This window comes from Yoonia sp. R78084 (assembly GCF_044595625.1).
Lineage (GTDB): Bacteria > Pseudomonadota > Alphaproteobacteria > Rhodobacterales > Rhodobacteraceae > Yoonia.
Window position 1 is genome coordinate 2,743,279 of record NZ_CP138993.1, and the last position, 17,273, is coordinate 2,760,551.

Here is a 17,273-nt window from a genome sequence, read left to right on the forward strand (position 1 = left end):
TGGGCCTTTGTGCCAGCCTTGTCAATTCTTGCCCCGTTTGGCACGCAGGCCCGCAAAGAAATCAACGCGCTTTTTCAACTCGCGCTCGAACCCGCGATCCACGGGGATGTAGTAGACGCCGCGCTTCATGGTTTCGGGGAAATAGTTCTGGCCACTAAACCCGTCCTCGGCATCATGGTCATAGGCATAGCCCGCGCCAAAACCCTGTTCCTTCATCAACCGCGTGGGCGCGTTCAGGATATGGGCGGGCGGTGGCTCTGATCCAGTCTGCTTGGCGGCCGCGACAGCGCCCTTGTAGGCCACATAGGTGGCGTTCGATTTAGGTGCGAGGGCCAGATAGGTCACCGCCTGCGCAAGCGCCAACTCGCCCTCGGGCGATCCAAGCCTTTCATAGGTTTCCCACGATTGCAGGCAAATGGCCTGCGCCTGTGGGTCGGCAAGTCCGATATCCTCGACCGCCATGCGCGTGATACGGCGCGCAAGAAACCGCGGGTCCTCGCCACCCGCCAGCATACGGGCGAACCAGTAAAGTGCCGCATCAGGGTCCGAGCCGCGCACGGATTTATGGAGCGCGCTGATCAGGTTGTAATGCTCGTCACCGGATTTGTCGTATTTTGCGGCACGTTTCATCAGGCGTTTGGTCAGGTCATCGCGGCCCAGTTTGGCATCCGTTTTCCATGCGGCGACCTGTTCAATCAGATTGAGCAAGGCGCGACCATCGCCATCGGCCATATTCAAAAGCGCCTCACGGGCGTGGCCATCAAGCGGCAGAGCGCGGCCGAGTTCCTTTTCGGCGCGCTGCGCGAGCAGTTCGAGGACTTTGAGGTCAAGACGGGTGAGGATGAAAACCTGGCTTCGGCTCAGAACAGCGGCGTTCAACTCAAAACTGGGGTTTTCGGTCGTGGCACCCACCAGCAGAATGGTCCCGTCTTCCATATACGGCAGAAACCCGTCTTGCTGGGCTTTGTTGAAACGATGGATTTCATCGACAAACAGCAGGGTGCCCTTGCCGTTCTGGCGGCGCATCTTGGCGGCCTCGAACACCTTGCGCAGTTCCGGCACACCGGTGAAAATCGCGCTGATCTGGACGAAATGCAGGTCGGTTTCGGCCGCCAGCAAGCGGGCGATCGTCGTTTTACCCACACCGGGTGGTCCCCAGAAAATCAGCGAAGACAGCGAACCAGAGGCAAGCATTGTGCCCAGTGGCGCATCAGGGCCGAGAACCTGCTGCTGGCCGATGACCTCGGACAGAGTTTTGGGCCGCAAACGATCCGCCAGCGGGCGGGGGCCCGCGGGGGTATCGGTGGGGGTGCTGTCAAAAAGATCGGCCATGGCAGAAACATAAGCTTTGTTCAAAAAAGCGAAAGCCCCGCCAGAAAGGCAGGGCTTTGCGAAACTCAGGTGATGCAGGGGAAATTAATCCTCAGCGGCCTCGTATTCGGCCAGACGGGCCTTATCAGCCGCACCTTTTGCATCGACGTCGCGGTCGACGAATTCGATGATCGCCATTGGTGCCATGTCACCGTAACGGAAACCCGCTTTGATGATGCGAACATAACCGCCCTGACGTTCGGCGTAGCGTGGCCCAAGCACTTCGAACAGTTTTGCAGTGTGCATTTCCTGCTTCAGCTGTGCGTTTGCCTGACGGCGTGCGTGCAGATCGCCGCGCTTGCCAAGTGTGACCAGCTTTTCAACGATACGGCGCAGTTCTTTCGCCTTGGGCAATGTTGTCTTGATTTGCTCATGCTCAATGAGCGAGCCAGCCATGTTCGCGAACAGCGCCTTGCGGTGCTCGTGTGTGCGGTTCAGGCGGCGGTAACCTCGTGCGTGACGCATGTGATAGTCTCCATTTTGTTTTAGGATGGGCCGATGCGATGCGTGTCGCTGGCTCCGTTAGTGGGGCACCATGCCCAGGATGTTCCCCGCCAGTGCGGGCATTTTTGGTTTAACGCAGCCCCGGACTTGATCCGGGGCCTCGTGCTTGGTTCAGATCCCGGATCAAGTCCGGGATTTTCGGATCAGTTAAAACTGATCCTCAAACTTCTTGGCCAGATCTTCGATGTTGTCCGGTGGCCAGTCCTCAACGTCCATGCCAAGGTGCAGACCCATACCTGACAGCACTTCTTTGATCTCGTTCAAAGATTTGCGGCCAAAGTTCGGTGTGCGCAGCATTTCGGCTTCGGTCTTCTGGATCAGATCGCCAATATACACGATGTTGTCGTTCTTGAGGCAGTTTGCCGAACGGACAGACAGTTCCAGCTCGTCCACTTTCTTGAGCAGAAGCGGGTTGAACTCGAGACCATCATCGTCAGCGCCAGCAGTTGCTGATTCAGGCTCGTCAAAGTTGACGAAGATCGAAAGCTGGTCCTGCAGGATGCGGGCCGCGTAAGCGACTGCATCATCAGGGGTCAGCGACCCGTCTGTTTCGACCTTCATGGTCAGCTTGTCATAGTCCAGAACCTGACCTTCGCGGGTCGGCTGCACGTCATAGCTGACTTTCTTCACAGGCGAGTAGATCGCATCAACGGCCATCATGCCGATGGGTGCATCTTCTGGCTTGTTCTTGTCAGCCGCTACATAGCCCTTACCGGTATTCACGGTCAGTTCCATGTACAGATCGGCACCTTCGTCAAGGTGGCAGATCACATGATCCTTGTTCAGGATCTCGATACCCGCAGTCTCGGAAATGTCCGCAGCAGTCACGACGCCCGGGCCTTTGGCCTGAACGGACAGACGCTTTGGCCCTTCCACTTCCATGCGGATCGCAACACCTTTGAGGTTCAATACGATGTCGGTGACGTCTTCACGCACACCGGAAACGCTTGAGAACTCGTGCAGAACGTTGTCGATCTGAACAGCAGTAATCGCAGCGCCCTGAAGGGAGCTCATCAAAATACGGCGCAGGGCGTTACCCAGTGTCAAACCAAAGCCACGCTCGAGTGGTTCTGCAATGACGGTTGCCTGACGCGCAGGATCGTTGCCTGGCTTAACTTCTAATTGAGTCGGCTTAATCAACTCAGCCCAGTTCTTGTGGATCATATGTCCCTCCATACTAGTCTGCCTTCATGTCCAAAAAGGCAAACGCCCGAGGTTAAAATGACGGATTGGGGCCGTGCGAAATCATGCACGACCCCAAGGCGTTTGGGTGTAATTAGACGCGGCGACGCTTTGGTGGGCGGCAACCGTTGTGGGCCATTGGGGTCACGTCACGGATCGATGTGATGTTGAAACCAACTGCGGCCAGTGCGCGAAGCGCGGATTCACGACCGGAACCAGGACCCTGCACTTCGACTTCCAGCGTCTTCACGCCGTGATCTTGTGCTTTCTTGCCTGCATCCTCAGCAGCCATCTGGGCCGCGTAGGGTGTGGATTTCCGTGAACCTTTGAAACCCATCGTGCCAGCAGACGACCAAGAAATGGCGTTGCCCTGCACGTCGGAGATCAGGATCTTTGTGTTGTTGAAAGAAGAGTTTACATGCGCAACACCAGCTGCGATGTTCTTGGAAACCTTCTTCTTGGTGCGTTTTGTATCACGTGCCATTGATCAAGCTCCCTTATTTCTTCTTACCAGCAATGGCCTTTGCAGGACCCTTGCGTGTACGTGCGTTGGTGGATGTCCGCTGACCGCGAACCGGCAGGTTACGACGGTGGCGCAGGCCACGGTAACAACCAAGGTCCATCAGGCGCTTGATGTTCATCTGTGTCTCGCGACGCAGGTCACCTTCCACTGTCAGGTTGGCGTCGATGTATTCACGGATCGACAGCACTTCTGCATCAGAAAGCTGGTTTACACGACGCGCGCGATCAATGTTGGTCGCTGCGCAGATTTCTTCGGCTTTGGCAGAACCAATACCGGTGATGTAAGTAAGGGCGATTGGAACCCGCTTTGCAGTCGGGATGTTTACGCCGGCAATACGTGCCACGTTGCTATTCCTTTTCGTTGCGGGTCCGTCGTTCCAGACCCTTTTTTCACAACGGAAGCCCGGACCTTTGGGGCGCCGGGCTGCGTCATATGGAGGTGCCTTGTGATCTTCGGGGGCGACCCGTCAACCACAAAATGATTCCCGTTTGGGATGGCGCTGTTTAGGGGGCATTTGCCGAGGCGTCAAGGCGCTGGGGCGGCACAAAAGACGATTTGCGCATTCCGCCCCGTACCATAGCAAAATATCAGGATTTCTCAGCGTCTCGCAGTGCCGAAGCGATGCTGGTTGCTACATCTTCCATGCTGGCCAGACCATCCACAGACTTCAGGTCACCTTTGGCATAGTAGTAGCCAACCAGTGGGCTGGTTTGCTTGTAATAAGCCATCAGACGGGTGCGGAGACTGTCTGCGTTGTCATCGGCACGGCGCTGGAAATTCGTGCCCCCACAGTTGGTGCATTTACCATCCGCCGGGATCGGCTTGGTGTTGTCATTATAGACTTCACCACAATCAGCACAGGTCGAGCGTGCGGTGATGCGATCAACAAGCGCCTCGTCATCGACTTGCATCTCGATCACGCAATCAAGGTTCTCACCCATCTCGACCAGCAGATTTCCCAACGCATCAGCCTGCGCCAATGTGCGCGGGAAGCCGTCAAAGATATAGCCGCCCTTGCCGTCGTCACTCTCAAGCTGTTCGCGGATCAGGCCGATCACGATTTCATCGGTGACAAGATCGCCACGGTCCATCACGGCCGCAACAGTTTTGCCCATCTCGGTCCCGCTGGTGCGGGCGGCGCGCAGCATATCGCCAGTGCTCAACTGCACCATATTGCGTTCTTCAACAAGCTTGCGTGCCTGTGTTCCCTTACCCGCCCCCGGCGGTCCCAGCAGAATGATATTCATCGGCGTGATGGCCCTTTACGTTTTGCGCTACGCTTGCCACGCAATTGAGACTTCTCAATCAGGCCTTCGTATTGATGTGCCACCAAGTGTGACTGGATTTGCTGGATCGTGTCCATACCCACAGACACAATAATCAGGATTGATGTGCCACCAAAGTAGAACGGGATCGACAATTCCGCGCGGATAATCTCGGGCAAAAGCGCCACGAGCGCCAGATAGCCGGAACCCAGCACCAGAATCCGTGTCACGACATAGTCCAGATACTCTTCGGTTTTCTTGCCGGGGCGGATGCCGGGCACAAAGCCGTTCTGGTTCTTCAGGTTCTCGGCGACATCCTCGGTCTTGAAGGCAACTTCACGGGTGTAGAAATACGTAAAGAAGATGATCATGCCGCCAAAGAAGATGAGATAGAGCGGCTGGCCAGGACCGAAGAGCGCCAGAATGGTCGACATCAAGGGGCCGGATGATCCACCGCTGAATGTGCTGATCGTGGTTGGCAGCAAAAGCAGCGCGGATGCAAAGATCGCGGGGATCACGCCGGCGGGGTTCACCTTGATCGGCAGGTGGCTGGTTGAACCGTCATAAACCTTCATGCCGCGCTGCTGGCGCGGGTACTGGATGTGGATCTTGCGCAGTGACCGCTCCATGAAAACCACAAAGGTCAGAACCACGATCAACATCAGGATAATCCCGACGATGACCAGCGGGCTGATCGCACCTGAACGACCCTGCGACAGGAATTGCGCAAGTGCGGCAGGGATTTCGGCAATAATACCAACGAAGATGATCAAGGAGATACCGTTGCCGATGCCGCGTGCGGTAATCTGCTCGCCCAGCCACATCAGGAACATACAGCCACCAACGATGGTGATGACCGTCGAGGCCTGGAAGAACAGGCCCGGATCAGCCGCAAGACCACCTGCCTCAAGGCTGACAGCAAGGCCGTAGGCCTGTGCAGTGGCCAGAACGACAGTGAAGTAACGGGTATATTGGTTCAGCTTGCGGCGCCCCTGCTCACCCTCTTTCTTGAGGTTCTTGAGCGGCTCCCACATAGACCCCAAGAGCTGCATCACGATCGAGGCAGAGATGTAGGGCATAATGCCGAGCGTAAAGATCGCCATGCGTGACAGGGCACCACCGGTGAACATCGACAGGATGCCGCCAATGCCCGACTGCGCGTCTTCCATGAACTGCTGCAGGGCAATGCCGTCAATGCCGGGAACCGGAATGAACGTGCCAAGACGGTAGATAATCAGCAAACCAATCGTAAACAGGATGCGCTGACGCAGTTCAGTTGCTTTGCCGAAGGCGCTCCAACTGACGTTGGCTGCCATTTGCTCTGCTGCAGAAGCCATATGGGTCTCTTTTCAATAGAAACGCCGCGATACCGTTTCCCGGATCGCGGCGTTTGGGAAAACTTGAAGAGCTATGTAAGCGACGGTGACGCCGCTCACAAGGTCTTACTCAGCCGCAGCCGGTGCTGTGACAGTCAATGTGCCGCCAGCCTTTTCAACCGCCTCAACAGCGCCCTTGGAGGCACCGGTGACAGCAATCGTTGCTTTGGCTTTGAAATCGCCTTTGGCAAGAACGCGGATACCGTCCTTCTTGCGACGCACCAGACCGGACGCGATCAGCGCATCTTCGGTGATGTCGGCTTTGACGTCGATCTTGCCTTCGTCGATGAATTTCTGGATCAGACCAAGGTTGATGACAGCGAAAGTCTTGCGGTTCGGCTTGTTGAAGCCGCGCTTTGGCAGACGCTGGTAGAGTGGCATCTGGCCGCCCTCATAGCCTTTGATGGCTACGCCGGAACGCGATTTCTGACCTTTGATACCACGGCCACCGGTCTTACCTTTGCCGGAACCTGGACCACGGCCAATACGCTTTTTGCCTTTGGTGGCGCCTGGGTTGTCTGAGAGTTCATTCAGTTTCATGTCGCTTCTCCTTTTGCCGGAATTGGCCCCCAGCGACGGGAGCGGCCAAACACGGCGTTACATCTGAGTCGGGGCGGTTGCCTGCCGACTGCTGGCGTATAGACGGGGGGATAGGCGGCGTCAAGAATGGGATGTCGGTTGAAAGCGACACACGCAGGGATACAGAAAATCGCGGCAAAAATGAAGTTATGCAACCCATAGTTGCGCATCATTTCTGCCGCTGGCTGCGCCGGAAAACAAATGCCCCGCAGTTCCCTGCGAGGCGCATTCATTTCAAACCGTAAGGTGGATCTTGATCCACCTTACCTCAACTCACCGTTCCGCTGTGCCAAAGGCCGCTTCGCGCGCCAGATCGTCGATCAGGAGACGGTTCGTGCCGATATCGGCCAACTCGCGGTCTGACATGCGGTTCAATTGGGTTCTGACTTTATAGTAAACCGCCTTCTGCGCACGTGCCTCTTTCAAAGCTGCCAATTGGGCAGAGATGCGTGCGGATATACGCGCACCAATTTGTGCGGGGGCGAATGTGTTGGTCGTAATAGACATGACTTTCGTCCTTTCAATTGCGTTTTGCGACACCGCGACGGCGATGCTTCTCAGCAAATAGCTAGGACGCAGGCCTCTATTGTGCAACTGCAGCATCGGAAATGCCGCCATGCAGCATTTGCATGTCAGAGTTTTCATTCTGCCCAAAGAAAAAGCCCCCGGTTTCCCGAGGGCTTCAATCTGTCAGCACCGCAGGTCGGGGTCTGCCCCGACACTACGTGAAAGCTTATCCACGCTCTTCGATGATCTCGACGAGGTGCGGAATGCTGTTCACCATACCGCGCACGGAAGGGGTATCTTCCAGTTCGCGCGTGCGGTTCATTTTGTTCAGGCCCAGACCGATCAGCGTTGCACGCTGCTTTTCGGGGCGGCGGATCGGGGAGCCGATCTGCTTGACGACGATTGTTTTAGCCATCTGTCAGTTCTCCTTACGCGTCAGCTTCAGCAGGTGCTTCAGCCGCTGGGGCTTCGTCACGCTTGGGCAGAATATCAGCAACCTTCTTGCCACGACGCTGGGCGACGTTGCGTGGAGATTGCTCTTTGGCCAGACCGTTCATGGTTGCGCGGATCATGTTGTAGGGGTTCTGCGAACCGATCGATTTCGATACAACGTCCTGCACGCCCAGCATTTCGAACACGGCACGCATTGGACCACCGGCGATGATACCGGTACCCACTGGCGCTGTGCGCATCACAACTTTACCAGCCCCGTGACGGCCCTCGATATCGTGGTGCAGCGTACGGCCATCGCGCAGTGCAACGCGGATCATCTGGCGCTTGGCTTGCTCTGTGGCTTTGCGGATCGCCTCAGGAACTTCCTTGGCTTTCCCTTTGCCAAAGCCGACACGGCCCTTTTGGTCACCAACAACAACGAGTGCTGCGAAGCCAAAGCGCTTACCGCCTTTAACTGTTTTCGAGACCCGGTTGATTGCGACCAGACGGTCTGCAAACTCTGGGGCTTGCTCTTCACGGTTGCGGCCGCGGCCGCGGTTTTCACGTTCTGCCATTGATGGCGTCCTTTGTTTTCGTGCCCGAAGGCGTTGTCCAATCGCGGGTCGCCCAAGGCGCCGGATCATCGAGCGTGGGTTGCACCCACACTACAGGGGGTCGGTAGGGTGGGTAAAACCCACCCACACCGTTAGATCTTCAGACCGCCTTCACGGGCTGCCTCGGCCAAAGCCTTGATCTTGCCGTGAAAGAGGAAACCGCCACGGTCGAAGTAAGCAACCTCGACACCAGCCTTTTTCGCGCGCTCTGCAATTGCAGCGCCCACTTTTGCAGCGGCTTCGATGTTGTTCTTGCCAACGACACCAAGGTCCTTTTCGAGCGAAGACGCTGAGGCGAGTGTTACGCCGTTGACGTCGTCGATCAGCTGGGCGCTGATGTTTTTGTTCGAGCGGTGTACCGAAAGACGTGCACGGCCTTGGTTGGCTGTGACGCTGCGAAGTTTGTTCCGAACGCGCATGCGGCGCTTCAGAAACAGTTGTCTCTTGCTGTTTGCCATAATCGCGTTCCTTACTTCTTCTTACCTTCTTTGCGGAAGATATATTCGCCTTTGTACTTAATCCCTTTGCCCTTGTAGGGCTCGGGCTTACGCCAAGCACGAATATTCGCCGCAACCTGACCAACCTGCTGCTCGTCGATACCTTCGACAAGAATCTCAGTTGGCTTTGCAGATGTCACTGTGACGCCCTCAGGCACCTCAAATTTGACATCGTGGCTGTAGCCCAATGACAGGTTCAGGACATTGCCCTGCATCTGTGCACGGTAACCAACACCCGACAGCTCAAGCTCTTTCTTGAAGCCTTCGGAAACGCCGGTGGCCAAGTTTGCAACCATAGTGCGGCTCATGCCCCACTGCTGGCGCGCGCGCTTGGATTTGCCGCGTGGTTCTACAGTCACGACATTGCCATCAACAGTGATGGTGACATCGTCTGTCGCCTTGAAAGTCCGGGTCCCTTTGGGGCCTTTCATCTCAACGGTCTGACCTGACACAGAGGCAGTGACGCCTGCGGGCAGCTCAACCGGTTTTTTACCAATACGAGACATAATATCCCCTTAGAATACAGTGCAGAGCACTTCGCCGCCAATATTGGCAGCCCGTGCTTTGGCATCCGACATCACACCCTGAGAGGTGGAGACAATCGACACACCCAGGCCCTGACGGACGGATGGGATGTCATTGGCGCCCAGGTAAACGCGACGGCCAGGCTTGGAAACCCGCTTCACTTCGCGAATGACAGGGTCACCCTCGTAATACTTCAATTCGATGCTGAAAGCAGGGTGGCCGTCTTTGCCATCCTTCTTTTCGTAACCGCGGATGTAGCCTTCGTCGGAAAGCACATCCAACACCCAACCACGCAGTTTGGACGCAGGTGTTTCCACCGACGCTTTGCCGCGCATCTGGCCGTTGCGGATACGTGTGAGCATATCACCGATAGGATCATTCATAATATGTGCTCCTTACCAGCTAGACTTGACCATGCCGGGGATTTCGCCATTGGAACCAAGGTCCCGCAGCGCGATCCGGCTGATCTTGAGTTTGCGGTAATAGGCGTGTGGACGCCCGGTCAGCTGGCAACGGTTGTGCAAACGCGTTGCAGAAGAGTTCCGTGGCAGTTTCGCAAGTTCAAGAGTTGCCTTGAACCGCTCTTCTACAGCGATCTCTTTGTTGTTGATGATTGCCTTCAAGGCGGCACGCTTTTCGGCATACTGCTTGACCAGCTTTTCACGCTTCACTTCGCGTGCGATCATGGATTTCTTTGCCATCTCTAAATCTCCCTGGCGCTTAGCTGTTGAACGGCATGTTGAAGTGCTTCAACAGTGCCTTTGCTTCAGCGTCAGTGTTCGCTGTTGTGCAGATCACGATGTCCATGCCCCAGTTCTCATCGATCTTGTCGAAGTTGATTTCTGGGAAGATCAGGTGCTCTTTGATGCCGGTGGCATAGTTGCCGCGGCCATCAAAGGATTTGCCGGATACGCCGCGGAAGTCGCGGATACGTGGCATTGCAACAGTGATCAGACGATCAAGGAATTCGTACATACGGTCGCCACGCAAAGTCACCTTTGCACCCAGCGGCATGTCTTCACGAACGCGGAAACCAGCGATGGATTTCTTGGCGTGTGTTGTCATGGCCTTCTGGCCGGCGATGGTTGTCAGATCTTCCTGCGCGGTTTTTGCTTTCTTGCTGTCACGGACAGCTTCTGCACCGCAGCCGATGTTCAGGACAATCTTGTCCAGCTTCGGGATCTGCATCTCGTTTTTGTAACCGAACTCTTCTTTCATCGCCGCACGAATTTTAGCGATGTAGAGGTCCTTAAGACGGGGGCTATAGTTTGCAGCGTCAAGCATTAGATCACATCCCCTGTTGTCTTGGCGAAACGCACCTTGTTGTCGCCATCCATACGGAAGCCAACACGGGTTGCTTTGCCATTCTTGTCAACGATCGCGAGGTTGGACAGCTGGATCGGCATCGCCTTTGGCGTGCGGCCACCCTGTGTCGCTTGCGTTTGCTTCTGGTGACGCACAGCAATGTTGATGCCATCAACAACAGCTTTGCCCGACTTGGGGTCAACAGAGCTGATAGTGCCCTTCTTGCCCTTGTCCTTACCGGCAAGCACGATCACGCTATCACCTTTACGGAGTTTCGCAGCCATGGTTACAGCACCTCCGGAGCGAGTGAGATGATTTTCATGAAGTTCTTTGCGCGCAGCTCGCGAACAACCGGGCCAAAGATACGTGTACCGATCGGCTCGTTGTTGTTGTTGAGGATGACAGCAGCGTTGCTGTCAAAACGGATGGCTGTGCCATCGTCGCGGCGTACTTCTTTGGCGGTGCGTACGACGACGGCCTTACGGACGTCACCCTTCTTTACGCGACCGCGTGGAATGGCCTCTTTCACCGAAACAACAATGATGTCTCCAACACTGGCGTAACGACGGTGAGAACCACCCAGAACCTTGATGCACTGAACACGGCGAGCGCCGCTGTTGTCAGCAACATCCAGATTGGTCTGCATCTGGATCATTTGGTTTCCTTTTCCGACCTATGAGCAAGTCCCGATTTCCGTCCGGGGGCCCAGGGTTTCGTTTGAACCGGGTGCTATTGCTTAAGAAGCAATAACTTCCCAGCGTTTGGTTTTCGATTTCGGCGCACATTCCTGAATACGGACAGTATCGCCAACGTTGAAAGCGTTTTGCTCGTCATGCGCCCGGTACTTCTTGGACTTACGAACAGTCTTCTGAAGCAGCGGGTGCTTGAAGCGGCGCTCGACCGATACAGTGACGGTCTGGGCGTTCTGGTTGCTTGTCACAACCCCTTGCAGGATACGCTTAGGCATGGATTAAGCCTCCGATGCCGCAGCAGCGGCCTTTTCGTTCAGAATTGTTTTGACCTTGGCAGCGTTGCGGCGGGCCGCACGGATGCCTGCTGTGTTTTCCAACTGACCTGTGGCCTGCTGAAAGCGCAGATTGAAGGACTCTTTTTTGAGGTTCACCAGCTCTTCACGGAGCTGATCGGGCGTTTTGGCCCGCAGTTCGTTGGCGTTCATGCCATTTTCCTTTTTCAACATCACCGGCAGGCCGTACGAAACGTCACCCGATTCCCGGTGGAGTGGGGGTAGAAGTGTGCCGTTTAGACCCCATCCGCATATAAAGCAACCCCTTGTTGGCAAAGAGTTGCGCGACCTGTCACGCCGCTGTCCCGGACCTATATCTGTTTCAGTACTCGCACTACCACACCGCCTGCGCTAAGACATCTGTATGACCCAAATCAAATCCCTCTTCGCGACCCGCCTCTATCACGCCAAACTCTCCGAGCATGGCGCGCCCGTTGATCCTGCCGAGCTTGAAAACTCTTGTCTTGTGATCGCCGACGATGACGAGGCCGGTCAGGACTGGTGCGAGGAGCACGGATATCCGGGCTATACCTCTTACGCCTCGCTCACGGACCTGCCGTGGCGGTTCCCGATTTTCAAAGATCTCGTCGCCGTTCTCGATGCCCATGTCGCGGCCTTTGCCAAAGACCTCGCCTTCGACCTTGGCGACAAGAAGCTGCAACTCGAAGATATCTGGATCAACATCCTGCCAGAGGGCGGGATCCACACCGGCCACATCCACCCCCATTCAGTGATCAGCGGCACGACCTACGTCGCCATGCCGGACGGCGCGAGTGCGATCAAATTCGAAGACCCCCGCCTTGCCATGATGATGGCGGCACCCACACGCATGAAAGACGCGCGCGACGAGCTGCGCACGTTCTTTTATGCGAAACCCGAGGTCGGCGATGTGCTGCTCTGGGAAAGCTGGCTGCGGCACGAGGTGCCGATGAATATGGCCGAGGAAGAACGGATTTCGGTGAGTTTTAATTACAAGTGGGAGTGACGGGCCCGACGAAGGGCAGCGTCCGGACCTCGGGGTGGGCGCACCGACAGGGCTGATTGGCGGAGCGCCACAATCACGCACGACCGTCCCGATCTTTGCAAGGTCGCAAGAGCGCCCTCCCCATGGGGGAGATCCGGGCGCTGCCCGGCGATGCCGGGCGGTACATTTCTACGAGGCGGCAGACTACTACCCAGAACTGTTCTCAATGCCTTATTTGCGCCAAAACAATCTTCATAGTGAGGGTCACCAATTTTTCTCTATTTGAGGTTGTTATGAAACTTGCGAAAATTCTTCCATCATTCACCACGGTGCTGGCGCTGGCTGCATGTAGCGGCACAATGCAAGGCGTGGTTCGTGGAATTGGAACACCTGTTCAATTTCAATACGAACAAGGCATGGAAAGTGACACTTACACTGCTCAGGTTGGAAGTGAACAGTTTAGCGGTAAAGCAGTTCAAGCAGACGCCCGTTCAGGCTTTGGGACTGTATTCGGAACCGGTATGCCTTCGACGATAATGACGTCCAGCAGCAGCGGCAACTTTGTTGCTACGCTCCTTGGAAACCAGGGATCAACGCTCAGATGTCAGATGAATTATGCGAGTAGTCTTGGAGAAACATCAGCAGGTGGTGTGGGTGTCTGTAACCACAGCGATGGCCGGATCATTGACGTGGTTTGGTAGGCTAAAACAAAAAGCCCCCACCGATCTCTCGGCAGGGGCTTTTTTACTCTCACCGTAGGTCGGGGCCTGCCCCGACGCCACTTACCAATCTTCGCGAACCACGGTCCGTGTCTTGATCGGCAGCTTCATCGCAGCAAGGCGCAGGGCCTCACGGGCGACCACTTCGGTCACGCCGTCGATTTCGAACATCACGCGGCCTGGTTTGACCTTGCATGCCCAAAAATCGATGGAGCCTTTACCTTTACCCATACGCACTTCGATAGGCTTCGAGGTAACAGGCAGATCCGGGAAAATACGGATCCAGACACGGCCTTGACGCTTCATGTGACGCGTCATGGCACGACGTGCAGCTTCGATCTGGCGTGCAGTGATACGCTCGGGTTCGATCGCCTTCAGGCCGTAGGTGCCAAAGTTCAGGTCAGACCCGCCCTTTGCTTCACCACGGATGCGGCCTTTGTGCAGCTTGCGGTGTTTTGTACGCTTTGGTTGCAGCATATCATCAGCTCCTTAGCGACGTGGGCCGCGAGGGACAGCGCCCTCTTGCAGCTCAGCATGTTTACGGTCGTGCGCTGACGGATCGTGCTCCATGATCTCACCTTTGTAGATGAAGACCTTGATGCCGATGATCCCATAAGGCGTCATTGCCTCATACAGTGCATAGTCGATGTCGGCGCGCAGCGTGTGCAGCGGCACACGACCTTCGCGGTACCATTCTGTCCGTGCAATTTCAGCACCGCCCAGACGACCGGCAAGGTTGACCCGGATACCGAGGGCACCCATACGCATGGCGTTCTGAACCGCACGCTTCATTGCGCGACGGAAAGACACACGACGCTCAAGCTGCTGACCGATGCTTTCGGCAACCAGTGCTGCGTCAAGCTCGGGCTTGCGGACTTCAACGATGTTCAGGTGCAGCTCGGAGGCAGTCAGCGCGGCAAGTTTCTTGCGCAGACCTTCGATGTCTGCACCTTTCTTGCCGATGATCACACCGGGACGTGCTGCGTGGATCGTGACGCGGCACTTTTTGTGCGGACGCTCGATGATCACGCGGCTGACGCCGGACTGTGCGCATTCTTTCTTGATGAAAGCCTTGATCTTGAGGTCTTCCAACAGAAGGTCGCCATAGTCTTTGGTGTCAGCGTACCAGCGGCTATCCCAGGTGCGGTTGACCTGAAGACGCATACCGATCGGGTTTACTTTGTTACCCATTATGATTGCTCCTCAACTTGACGCACCTTGATGGTGATCTCTGCAAACGGCTTGATGATCTTACCAAAGCGACCACGGGCCCGAGGGCGACCGCGCTTCATGGTAAGGTTCTTGCCGACATAGGCCTCTGCGACGACCAGTTCATCGACGTCAAGGTTGTGGTTGTTCTCTGCGTTGGCGATGGCCGACTGAAGACACTTCTTCACATCGTCCGAAATCCGCTTTTTCGAGAAAGTCAGGTCGGTCAGCGCCTGCTCGACTTTCTTGCCGCGGATCAGGCCAGCAACGAGGTTCAGCTTCTGCGGGGACGTCCGGAGCATGCGCAGTTTTGCCATTGCTTCGTTATCGGCCACGCGGCGGGGATTCTTATCCTTGCTCATGGCTTATTTCCGCTTCGCTTTTTTGTCAGCAGCGTGACCGTAATAGGTGCGGGTTGGCGAATATTCACCGAACTTCTGACCGATCATGTCTTCTGTGACGTTAACAGGGATGTGCTTCTTGCCATTGTACACACCAAAGGTGAGACCAACGAACTGAGGCAGGATTGTCGAACGACGCGACCAGATCTTGATCACTTCGTTGCGGCCGCTTTCGCGCGATGCTTCTGCCTTTTTCAAGACGTAGGCATCCACAAAGGGGCCTTTCCATACGGAACGAGCCATAATTAACGACCCTTCTTCTTGGCGTGACGCGAGCGGATGATAAGGCTCTGCGACGCTTTGTTCTTGTTACGGGTACGCTTGCCCTTGGTGTCTTTACCCCAAGGCGTAACCGGTGTCCGACCACCAGATGTCCGGCCTTCACCACCACCGTGCGGGTGGTCGATCGGGTTCATGGCAACACCACGCACAGATGGGCGGATGCCCTTGTGACGCATGCGGCCTGCTTTACCGAAGTTCTGGTTCGAGTGGTCTGCGTTGGACACAGCACCGACAGTGGCCATGCATTCCTGACGTACCAGGCGCAATTCACCGGATGACAAACGGACCTGCGCGTAGCCACCGTCACGACCAACGAACTGGGCGTAGGTACCGGCTGCACGGGCGATCTGGCCGCCTTTGCCTGCTTTCATTTCGATGTTGTGAACGATCGTACCGATAGGCATGCCGCTGAAGGGCATTGCGTTGCCTGGCTTGATGTCAGCCTTGGCGGATGCGATCACCTTGTCACCAATCGCGAGGCGCTGGGGGGCAAGGATGTAATTCTGTGTACCGTCTTCGTACTGGATCAGCGCGATAAATGCGGTGCGGTTCGGGTCATATTCGATCCGTGCGACAACAGCAGGCATATCCAGCTTGTTGCGCTTGAAATCGACGATGCGGTAAAGACGCTTTGCGCCCCCACCAATACGACGCATAGTGATCCGTCCGGTGTTGTTCCGGCCGCCCGATTTCGTCAGACCCTCAGTGAGAGACTTGACAGGACGTCCTTTCCAAAGCTCCGAACGGTCGATCAGCACCAGCCCACGCTGGCCCGGCGTCGTCGGTTTGTACGACTTGAGTGCCATGTTAGCTTCTTCCGTTTGCTTGGCGGGCCACAGTTGCGACCCTGATGTTATAGGGCCCCGAAGGTCCCCGTTTTGGAATGTCGGGGGAGCCCCCGACCTACGTAGGCCGGCAGTTACACCGACTTTTCGCATAACACAAAGACCCCGGAACGAATCCGAGGCCGCGTGATTGCGCGGATGTAGCAGGGAGGGGTGCGGGTGGCAAGTAGTGTCTTCGCGATAGATCGCTCAATGAATGCGGTGCAACTCAGCAGTTGCAAAATAGAGTTCATCATGCCGGACAAGCGTCTTGGCCAATAACGCTCAATTCTCTAGCAGTATCCGCCGACTTGGAACAGCTTTCTTAAAGGATCATGAACTTGATACTAGCGCAACTGGCCTTCAAGATTGATCCACCATCGAAAACTCCCTAGCTTTTCTCAATCTATAGTGGTGAAGGAATTTAGATGGCATCCAACAAACACTACGAAGTCGATTTGCATTTTCTAGAGGTTGCGGAAATAGAGCCAACAAGCTTTGACGAATTGCTTCGCCTAGCAGACTTGCCGAACACCCACAATCCATTTGGCCACCGAATAAAACGCGGGATGTGGGTACACGATGCAGGGGATAAATGGCTCCTAGATGAAATTTTCAAAGATTTTGACTATCAGTCGTTCGGCTACGGACATGAGATTTCAGAGTTCAGAATAACCTTTTCATTCGATTCGTCGGTACTTCTAAACGAGCTACAGCAAGATCGTTTCCTGTACTCACTTTCAAGGCATCTTTCCAAAAGCCCTTGGCGACATAGACGTAAAGGTGCAGGTGCATACTTTCGACTTGGGCAATTAGAGGAAGGCTCAATTAAAGGCGACATTTATGCTGGGGTAGTCGCTGTCGGTGCATTTGTGGCCGCTTATCCAGAATTAAAAGAGGGATTCCACGAAATCCTTACGGACGCCTCGTTCGTAACACAACAACTCTCATCTGCTCTACGCGCCTCAAAGCTACCTGAGCCCAGTGATAAAGGTGATCCGTCTCCATCTCAAAATTTCGTTCTGAGAGAAGAAAGCTCAAGGAAACGACCAAGGCCTAGCAGGCGGTTTGACGAAAATGATTGAGACTGTATCAATATGGACCACGGTCCGGCATCAAGCCGTAGGCGCCGGGGCAGGCCCCGGCCTACGTAGGTCGGGGCCTGCCCCG

Annotated in this window: 28 protein-coding genes; 3 read left to right on the forward strand and 25 right to left on the reverse strand. The window is 55.6% G+C overall.

Annotated features, from left to right (window positions below; all coding sequences use genetic code 11):
- Nucleotides 1-21 precede the first annotated feature (21 nt).
- From SJY29_RS13770 to rpmC, 20 genes are all read right to left on the reverse strand, one after another.
- Nucleotides 22-1,332, reverse strand: coding sequence for a replication-associated recombination protein A (locus tag SJY29_RS13770; RefSeq protein WP_400083856.1), 1,311 nt, complete (start codon nt 1,330-1,332; stop codon nt 22-24).
- Between the two features lie 84 nt (nt 1,333-1,416).
- Entirely contained in the window at nt 1,417-1,836 is a 420-nt protein-coding gene (rplQ, locus tag SJY29_RS13775) for a 50S ribosomal protein L17 (protein WP_076660710.1), read from the reverse strand.
- A gap of 186 nt (nt 1,837-2,022) precedes the next feature.
- Nucleotides 2,023-3,039, reverse strand: coding sequence for a DNA-directed RNA polymerase subunit alpha (locus tag SJY29_RS13780; protein ID WP_055295946.1), 1,017 nt, complete (start codon nt 3,037-3,039; stop codon nt 2,023-2,025).
- Nucleotides 3,040-3,151: 112 nt separating this feature from the next.
- Nucleotides 3,152-3,541 carry a 30S ribosomal protein S11 gene (gene rpsK, locus SJY29_RS13785; RefSeq protein ID WP_008236527.1) on the reverse strand — a complete coding sequence of 130 codons (390 nt, stop codon included), beginning with the start codon at nt 3,539-3,541 and terminating at the stop codon, nt 3,152-3,154.
- 13 nt (nt 3,542-3,554) lie between these two features.
- The gene (gene rpsM, locus SJY29_RS13790; RefSeq protein ID WP_110278008.1) at nt 3,555-3,923 is read right to left on the reverse strand and encodes a 30S ribosomal protein S13; all 369 of its coding nucleotides are present in this window, start codon (nt 3,921-3,923) and stop codon (nt 3,555-3,557) included.
- 244 nt (nt 3,924-4,167) lie between these two features.
- On the reverse strand, nt 4,168-4,827 hold the full coding sequence (locus SJY29_RS13795) for an adenylate kinase (protein ID WP_110278007.1): 660 nt from the start codon (nt 4,825-4,827) through the stop codon (nt 4,168-4,170).
- Complete coding sequence (gene secY, locus SJY29_RS13800) at nt 4,824-6,182, reverse strand: preprotein translocase subunit SecY (RefSeq protein WP_400083859.1); 1,359 nt, start codon at nt 6,180-6,182, stop codon at nt 4,824-4,826. Before secY ends, SJY29_RS13795 begins: the two co-directional genes overlap by 4 nt.
- A 105-nt stretch (nt 6,183-6,287) precedes the next feature.
- Nucleotides 6,288-6,761 (reverse strand): 50S ribosomal protein L15, encoded by a 474-nt coding sequence (rplO, locus tag SJY29_RS13805; protein WP_110278006.1) that lies wholly within the window; start codon nt 6,759-6,761, stop codon nt 6,288-6,290.
- A 312-nt stretch (nt 6,762-7,073) separates the two neighbouring features.
- Complete coding sequence (locus tag SJY29_RS13810; RefSeq protein ID WP_110549982.1) at nt 7,074-7,307, reverse strand: DUF1127 domain-containing protein; 234 nt, start codon at nt 7,305-7,307, stop codon at nt 7,074-7,076.
- Nucleotides 7,308-7,533: 226 nt separating this feature from the next.
- On the reverse strand, nt 7,534-7,722 hold the full coding sequence (rpmD, locus tag SJY29_RS13815) for a 50S ribosomal protein L30 (RefSeq protein WP_019953326.1): 189 nt from the start codon (nt 7,720-7,722) through the stop codon (nt 7,534-7,536).
- A 13-nt stretch (nt 7,723-7,735) separates the two neighbouring features.
- Nucleotides 7,736-8,314, reverse strand: a complete 579-nt coding sequence (rpsE, locus tag SJY29_RS13820) for a 30S ribosomal protein S5 (RefSeq protein WP_400083862.1) — start codon at nt 8,312-8,314, stop codon at nt 7,736-7,738.
- A gap of 131 nt (nt 8,315-8,445) precedes the next feature.
- Nucleotides 8,446-8,811 carry a 50S ribosomal protein L18 gene (gene rplR, locus SJY29_RS13825; RefSeq protein ID WP_055295590.1) on the reverse strand — a complete coding sequence of 122 codons (366 nt, stop codon included), beginning with the start codon at nt 8,809-8,811 and terminating at the stop codon, nt 8,446-8,448.
- Between the two features lie 11 nt (nt 8,812-8,822).
- Nucleotides 8,823-9,356 carry a 50S ribosomal protein L6 gene (rplF, locus tag SJY29_RS13830; RefSeq protein ID WP_055295588.1) on the reverse strand — a complete coding sequence of 178 codons (534 nt, stop codon included), beginning with the start codon at nt 9,354-9,356 and terminating at the stop codon, nt 8,823-8,825.
- Nucleotides 9,357-9,365: 9 nt separating this feature from the next.
- The gene (rpsH, locus tag SJY29_RS13835; RefSeq protein ID WP_055295586.1) at nt 9,366-9,758 is read right to left on the reverse strand and encodes a 30S ribosomal protein S8; all 393 of its coding nucleotides are present in this window, start codon (nt 9,756-9,758) and stop codon (nt 9,366-9,368) included.
- A gap of 12 nt (nt 9,759-9,770) precedes the next feature.
- Nucleotides 9,771-10,076, reverse strand: a complete 306-nt coding sequence (rpsN, locus tag SJY29_RS13840) for a 30S ribosomal protein S14 (RefSeq protein ID WP_055295584.1) — start codon at nt 10,074-10,076, stop codon at nt 9,771-9,773.
- A 19-nt stretch (nt 10,077-10,095) separates the two neighbouring features.
- Nucleotides 10,096-10,659: a 50S ribosomal protein L5 gene (gene rplE / locus SJY29_RS13845; protein ID WP_110278003.1), complete on the reverse strand. Its 564-nt coding sequence runs from the start codon at nt 10,657-10,659 to the stop codon at nt 10,096-10,098.
- Entirely contained in the window at nt 10,659-10,964 is a 306-nt protein-coding gene (gene rplX, locus SJY29_RS13850; RefSeq protein WP_110278002.1) for a 50S ribosomal protein L24, read from the reverse strand. The genes rplE and rplX overlap by 1 nt, the downstream gene beginning before the upstream one ends.
- A gap of 2 nt (nt 10,965-10,966) precedes the next feature.
- Complete coding sequence (gene rplN, locus SJY29_RS13855; protein ID WP_008236500.1) at nt 10,967-11,335, reverse strand: 50S ribosomal protein L14; 369 nt, start codon at nt 11,333-11,335, stop codon at nt 10,967-10,969.
- An 81-nt stretch (nt 11,336-11,416) separates the two neighbouring features.
- Nucleotides 11,417-11,647, reverse strand: a complete 231-nt coding sequence (gene rpsQ, locus SJY29_RS13860) for a 30S ribosomal protein S17 (RefSeq protein WP_055295579.1) — start codon at nt 11,645-11,647, stop codon at nt 11,417-11,419.
- Between the two features lie 3 nt (nt 11,648-11,650).
- A complete protein-coding gene (gene rpmC, locus SJY29_RS13865) occupies nt 11,651-11,857 on the reverse strand; it encodes a 50S ribosomal protein L29 (protein ID WP_055295577.1) in 207 nt (68 codons plus the stop codon).
- 211 nt (nt 11,858-12,068) lie between these two features.
- Here rpmC and SJY29_RS13870 point away from each other — a divergent pair, with 211 nt between their 5' ends.
- Nucleotides 12,069-12,689: a TIGR02466 family protein gene (locus SJY29_RS13870; protein WP_400083867.1), complete on the forward strand. Its 621-nt coding sequence runs from the start codon at nt 12,069-12,071 to the stop codon at nt 12,687-12,689.
- A 272-nt stretch (nt 12,690-12,961) separates the two neighbouring features.
- Nucleotides 12,962-13,369 carry a hypothetical protein gene (locus SJY29_RS13875; RefSeq protein WP_400083869.1) on the forward strand — a complete coding sequence of 136 codons (408 nt, stop codon included), beginning with the start codon at nt 12,962-12,964 and terminating at the stop codon, nt 13,367-13,369.
- 81 nt (nt 13,370-13,450) lie between these two features.
- On the opposite strand, the gene rplP is transcribed toward SJY29_RS13875, so the two are convergent.
- Genes rplP through rplB form a run of 5 tightly spaced genes read right to left on the reverse strand, consistent with a single transcriptional unit; the run spans nt 13,451 to nt 16,085 of the window.
- Nucleotides 13,451-13,864 carry a 50S ribosomal protein L16 gene (gene rplP / locus SJY29_RS13880; RefSeq protein WP_055295572.1) on the reverse strand — a complete coding sequence of 138 codons (414 nt, stop codon included), beginning with the start codon at nt 13,862-13,864 and terminating at the stop codon, nt 13,451-13,453.
- Between the two features lie 12 nt (nt 13,865-13,876).
- Nucleotides 13,877-14,578, reverse strand: coding sequence for a 30S ribosomal protein S3 (gene rpsC, locus SJY29_RS13885; RefSeq protein ID WP_055295570.1), 702 nt, complete (start codon nt 14,576-14,578; stop codon nt 13,877-13,879).
- Nucleotides 14,578-14,958: a 50S ribosomal protein L22 gene (gene rplV / locus SJY29_RS13890; protein ID WP_008236481.1), complete on the reverse strand. Its 381-nt coding sequence runs from the start codon at nt 14,956-14,958 to the stop codon at nt 14,578-14,580. Before rplV ends, rpsC begins: the two co-directional genes overlap by 1 nt.
- A 3-nt stretch (nt 14,959-14,961) precedes the next feature.
- The gene (gene rpsS / locus SJY29_RS13895) at nt 14,962-15,240 is read right to left on the reverse strand and encodes a 30S ribosomal protein S19 (RefSeq protein ID WP_055295568.1); all 279 of its coding nucleotides are present in this window, start codon (nt 15,238-15,240) and stop codon (nt 14,962-14,964) included.
- Nucleotides 15,241-15,242: 2 nt separating this feature from the next.
- The gene (rplB, locus tag SJY29_RS13900; protein WP_327544429.1) at nt 15,243-16,085 is read right to left on the reverse strand and encodes a 50S ribosomal protein L2; all 843 of its coding nucleotides are present in this window, start codon (nt 16,083-16,085) and stop codon (nt 15,243-15,245) included.
- A 446-nt stretch (nt 16,086-16,531) separates the two neighbouring features.
- On the opposite strand from rplB, the gene SJY29_RS13905 reads away from it, so the two are divergent.
- Nucleotides 16,532-17,188 (forward strand): hypothetical protein, encoded by a 657-nt coding sequence (locus SJY29_RS13905; protein WP_400083873.1) that lies wholly within the window; start codon nt 16,532-16,534, stop codon nt 17,186-17,188.
- Nucleotides 17,189-17,273: the final 85 nt, after the last annotated feature.

Bases quoted from the DNA above. Each gene is read 5' to 3' on its own strand.
- SJY29_RS13770 (WP_400083856.1), bottom strand. From the start codon at position 1,332: ATGGCCGATCTTTTTGACAGCACCCCCACCGATACCCCCGCGGGCCCC.
- rplQ (WP_076660710.1), bottom strand. From the start codon at position 1,836: ATGCGTCACGCACGAGGTTACCGCCGCCTGAACCGCACACACGAGCAC.
- SJY29_RS13780 (WP_055295946.1), bottom strand. From the start codon at position 3,039: ATGATCCACAAGAACTGGGCTGAGTTGATTAAGCCGACTCAATTAGAA.
- rpsK (WP_008236527.1), bottom strand. From the start codon at position 3,541: ATGGCACGTGATACAAAACGCACCAAGAAGAAGGTTTCCAAGAACATC.
- SJY29_RS13795 (WP_110278007.1), bottom strand. From the start codon at position 4,827: ATGAATATCATTCTGCTGGGACCGCCGGGGGCGGGTAAGGGAACACAG.
- secY (WP_400083859.1), bottom strand. From the start codon at position 6,182: ATGGCTTCTGCAGCAGAGCAAATGGCAGCCAACGTCAGTTGGAGCGCC.
- rplO (WP_110278006.1), bottom strand. From the start codon at position 6,761: ATGAAACTGAATGAACTCTCAGACAACCCAGGCGCCACCAAAGGCAAA.
- SJY29_RS13810 (WP_110549982.1), bottom strand. From the start codon at position 7,307: ATGTCTATTACGACCAACACATTCGCCCCCGCACAAATTGGTGCGCGT.
- rpmD (WP_019953326.1), bottom strand. From the start codon at position 7,722: ATGGCTAAAACAATCGTCGTCAAGCAGATCGGCTCCCCGATCCGCCGC.
- rpsE (WP_400083862.1), bottom strand. From the start codon at position 8,314: ATGGCAGAACGTGAAAACCGCGGCCGCGGCCGCAACCGTGAAGAGCAA.
- rplR (WP_055295590.1), bottom strand. From the start codon at position 8,811: ATGGCAAACAGCAAGAGACAACTGTTTCTGAAGCGCCGCATGCGCGTT.
- rplF (WP_055295588.1), bottom strand. From the start codon at position 9,356: ATGTCTCGTATTGGTAAAAAACCGGTTGAGCTGCCCGCAGGCGTCACT.
- rpsH (WP_055295586.1), bottom strand. From the start codon at position 9,758: ATGAATGATCCTATCGGTGATATGCTCACACGTATCCGCAACGGCCAG.
- rpsN (WP_055295584.1), bottom strand. From the start codon at position 10,076: ATGGCAAAGAAATCCATGATCGCACGCGAAGTGAAGCGTGAAAAGCTG.
- rplE (WP_110278003.1), bottom strand. From the start codon at position 10,659: ATGCTTGACGCTGCAAACTATAGCCCCCGTCTTAAGGACCTCTACATC.
- rplX (WP_110278002.1), bottom strand. From the start codon at position 10,964: ATGGCTGCGAAACTCCGTAAAGGTGATAGCGTGATCGTGCTTGCCGGT.
- rplN (WP_008236500.1), bottom strand. From the start codon at position 11,335: ATGATCCAGATGCAGACCAATCTGGATGTTGCTGACAACAGCGGCGCT.
- rpsQ (WP_055295579.1), bottom strand. From the start codon at position 11,647: ATGCCTAAGCGTATCCTGCAAGGGGTTGTGACAAGCAACCAGAACGCC.
- rpmC (WP_055295577.1), bottom strand. From the start codon at position 11,857: ATGAACGCCAACGAACTGCGGGCCAAAACGCCCGATCAGCTCCGTGAA.
- SJY29_RS13870 (WP_400083867.1), top strand. From the start codon at position 12,069: ATGACCCAAATCAAATCCCTCTTCGCGACCCGCCTCTATCACGCCAAA.
- SJY29_RS13875 (WP_400083869.1), top strand. From the start codon at position 12,962: ATGAAACTTGCGAAAATTCTTCCATCATTCACCACGGTGCTGGCGCTG.
- rplP (WP_055295572.1), bottom strand. From the start codon at position 13,864: ATGCTGCAACCAAAGCGTACAAAACACCGCAAGCTGCACAAAGGCCGC.
- rpsC (WP_055295570.1), bottom strand. From the start codon at position 14,578: ATGGGTAACAAAGTAAACCCGATCGGTATGCGTCTTCAGGTCAACCGC.
- rplV (WP_008236481.1), bottom strand. From the start codon at position 14,958: ATGAGCAAGGATAAGAATCCCCGCCGCGTGGCCGATAACGAAGCAATG.
- rpsS (WP_055295568.1), bottom strand. From the start codon at position 15,240: ATGGCTCGTTCCGTATGGAAAGGCCCCTTTGTGGATGCCTACGTCTTG.
- rplB (WP_327544429.1), bottom strand. From the start codon at position 16,085: ATGGCACTCAAGTCGTACAAACCGACGACGCCGGGCCAGCGTGGGCTG.
- SJY29_RS13905 (WP_400083873.1), top strand. From the start codon at position 16,532: ATGGCATCCAACAAACACTACGAAGTCGATTTGCATTTTCTAGAGGTT.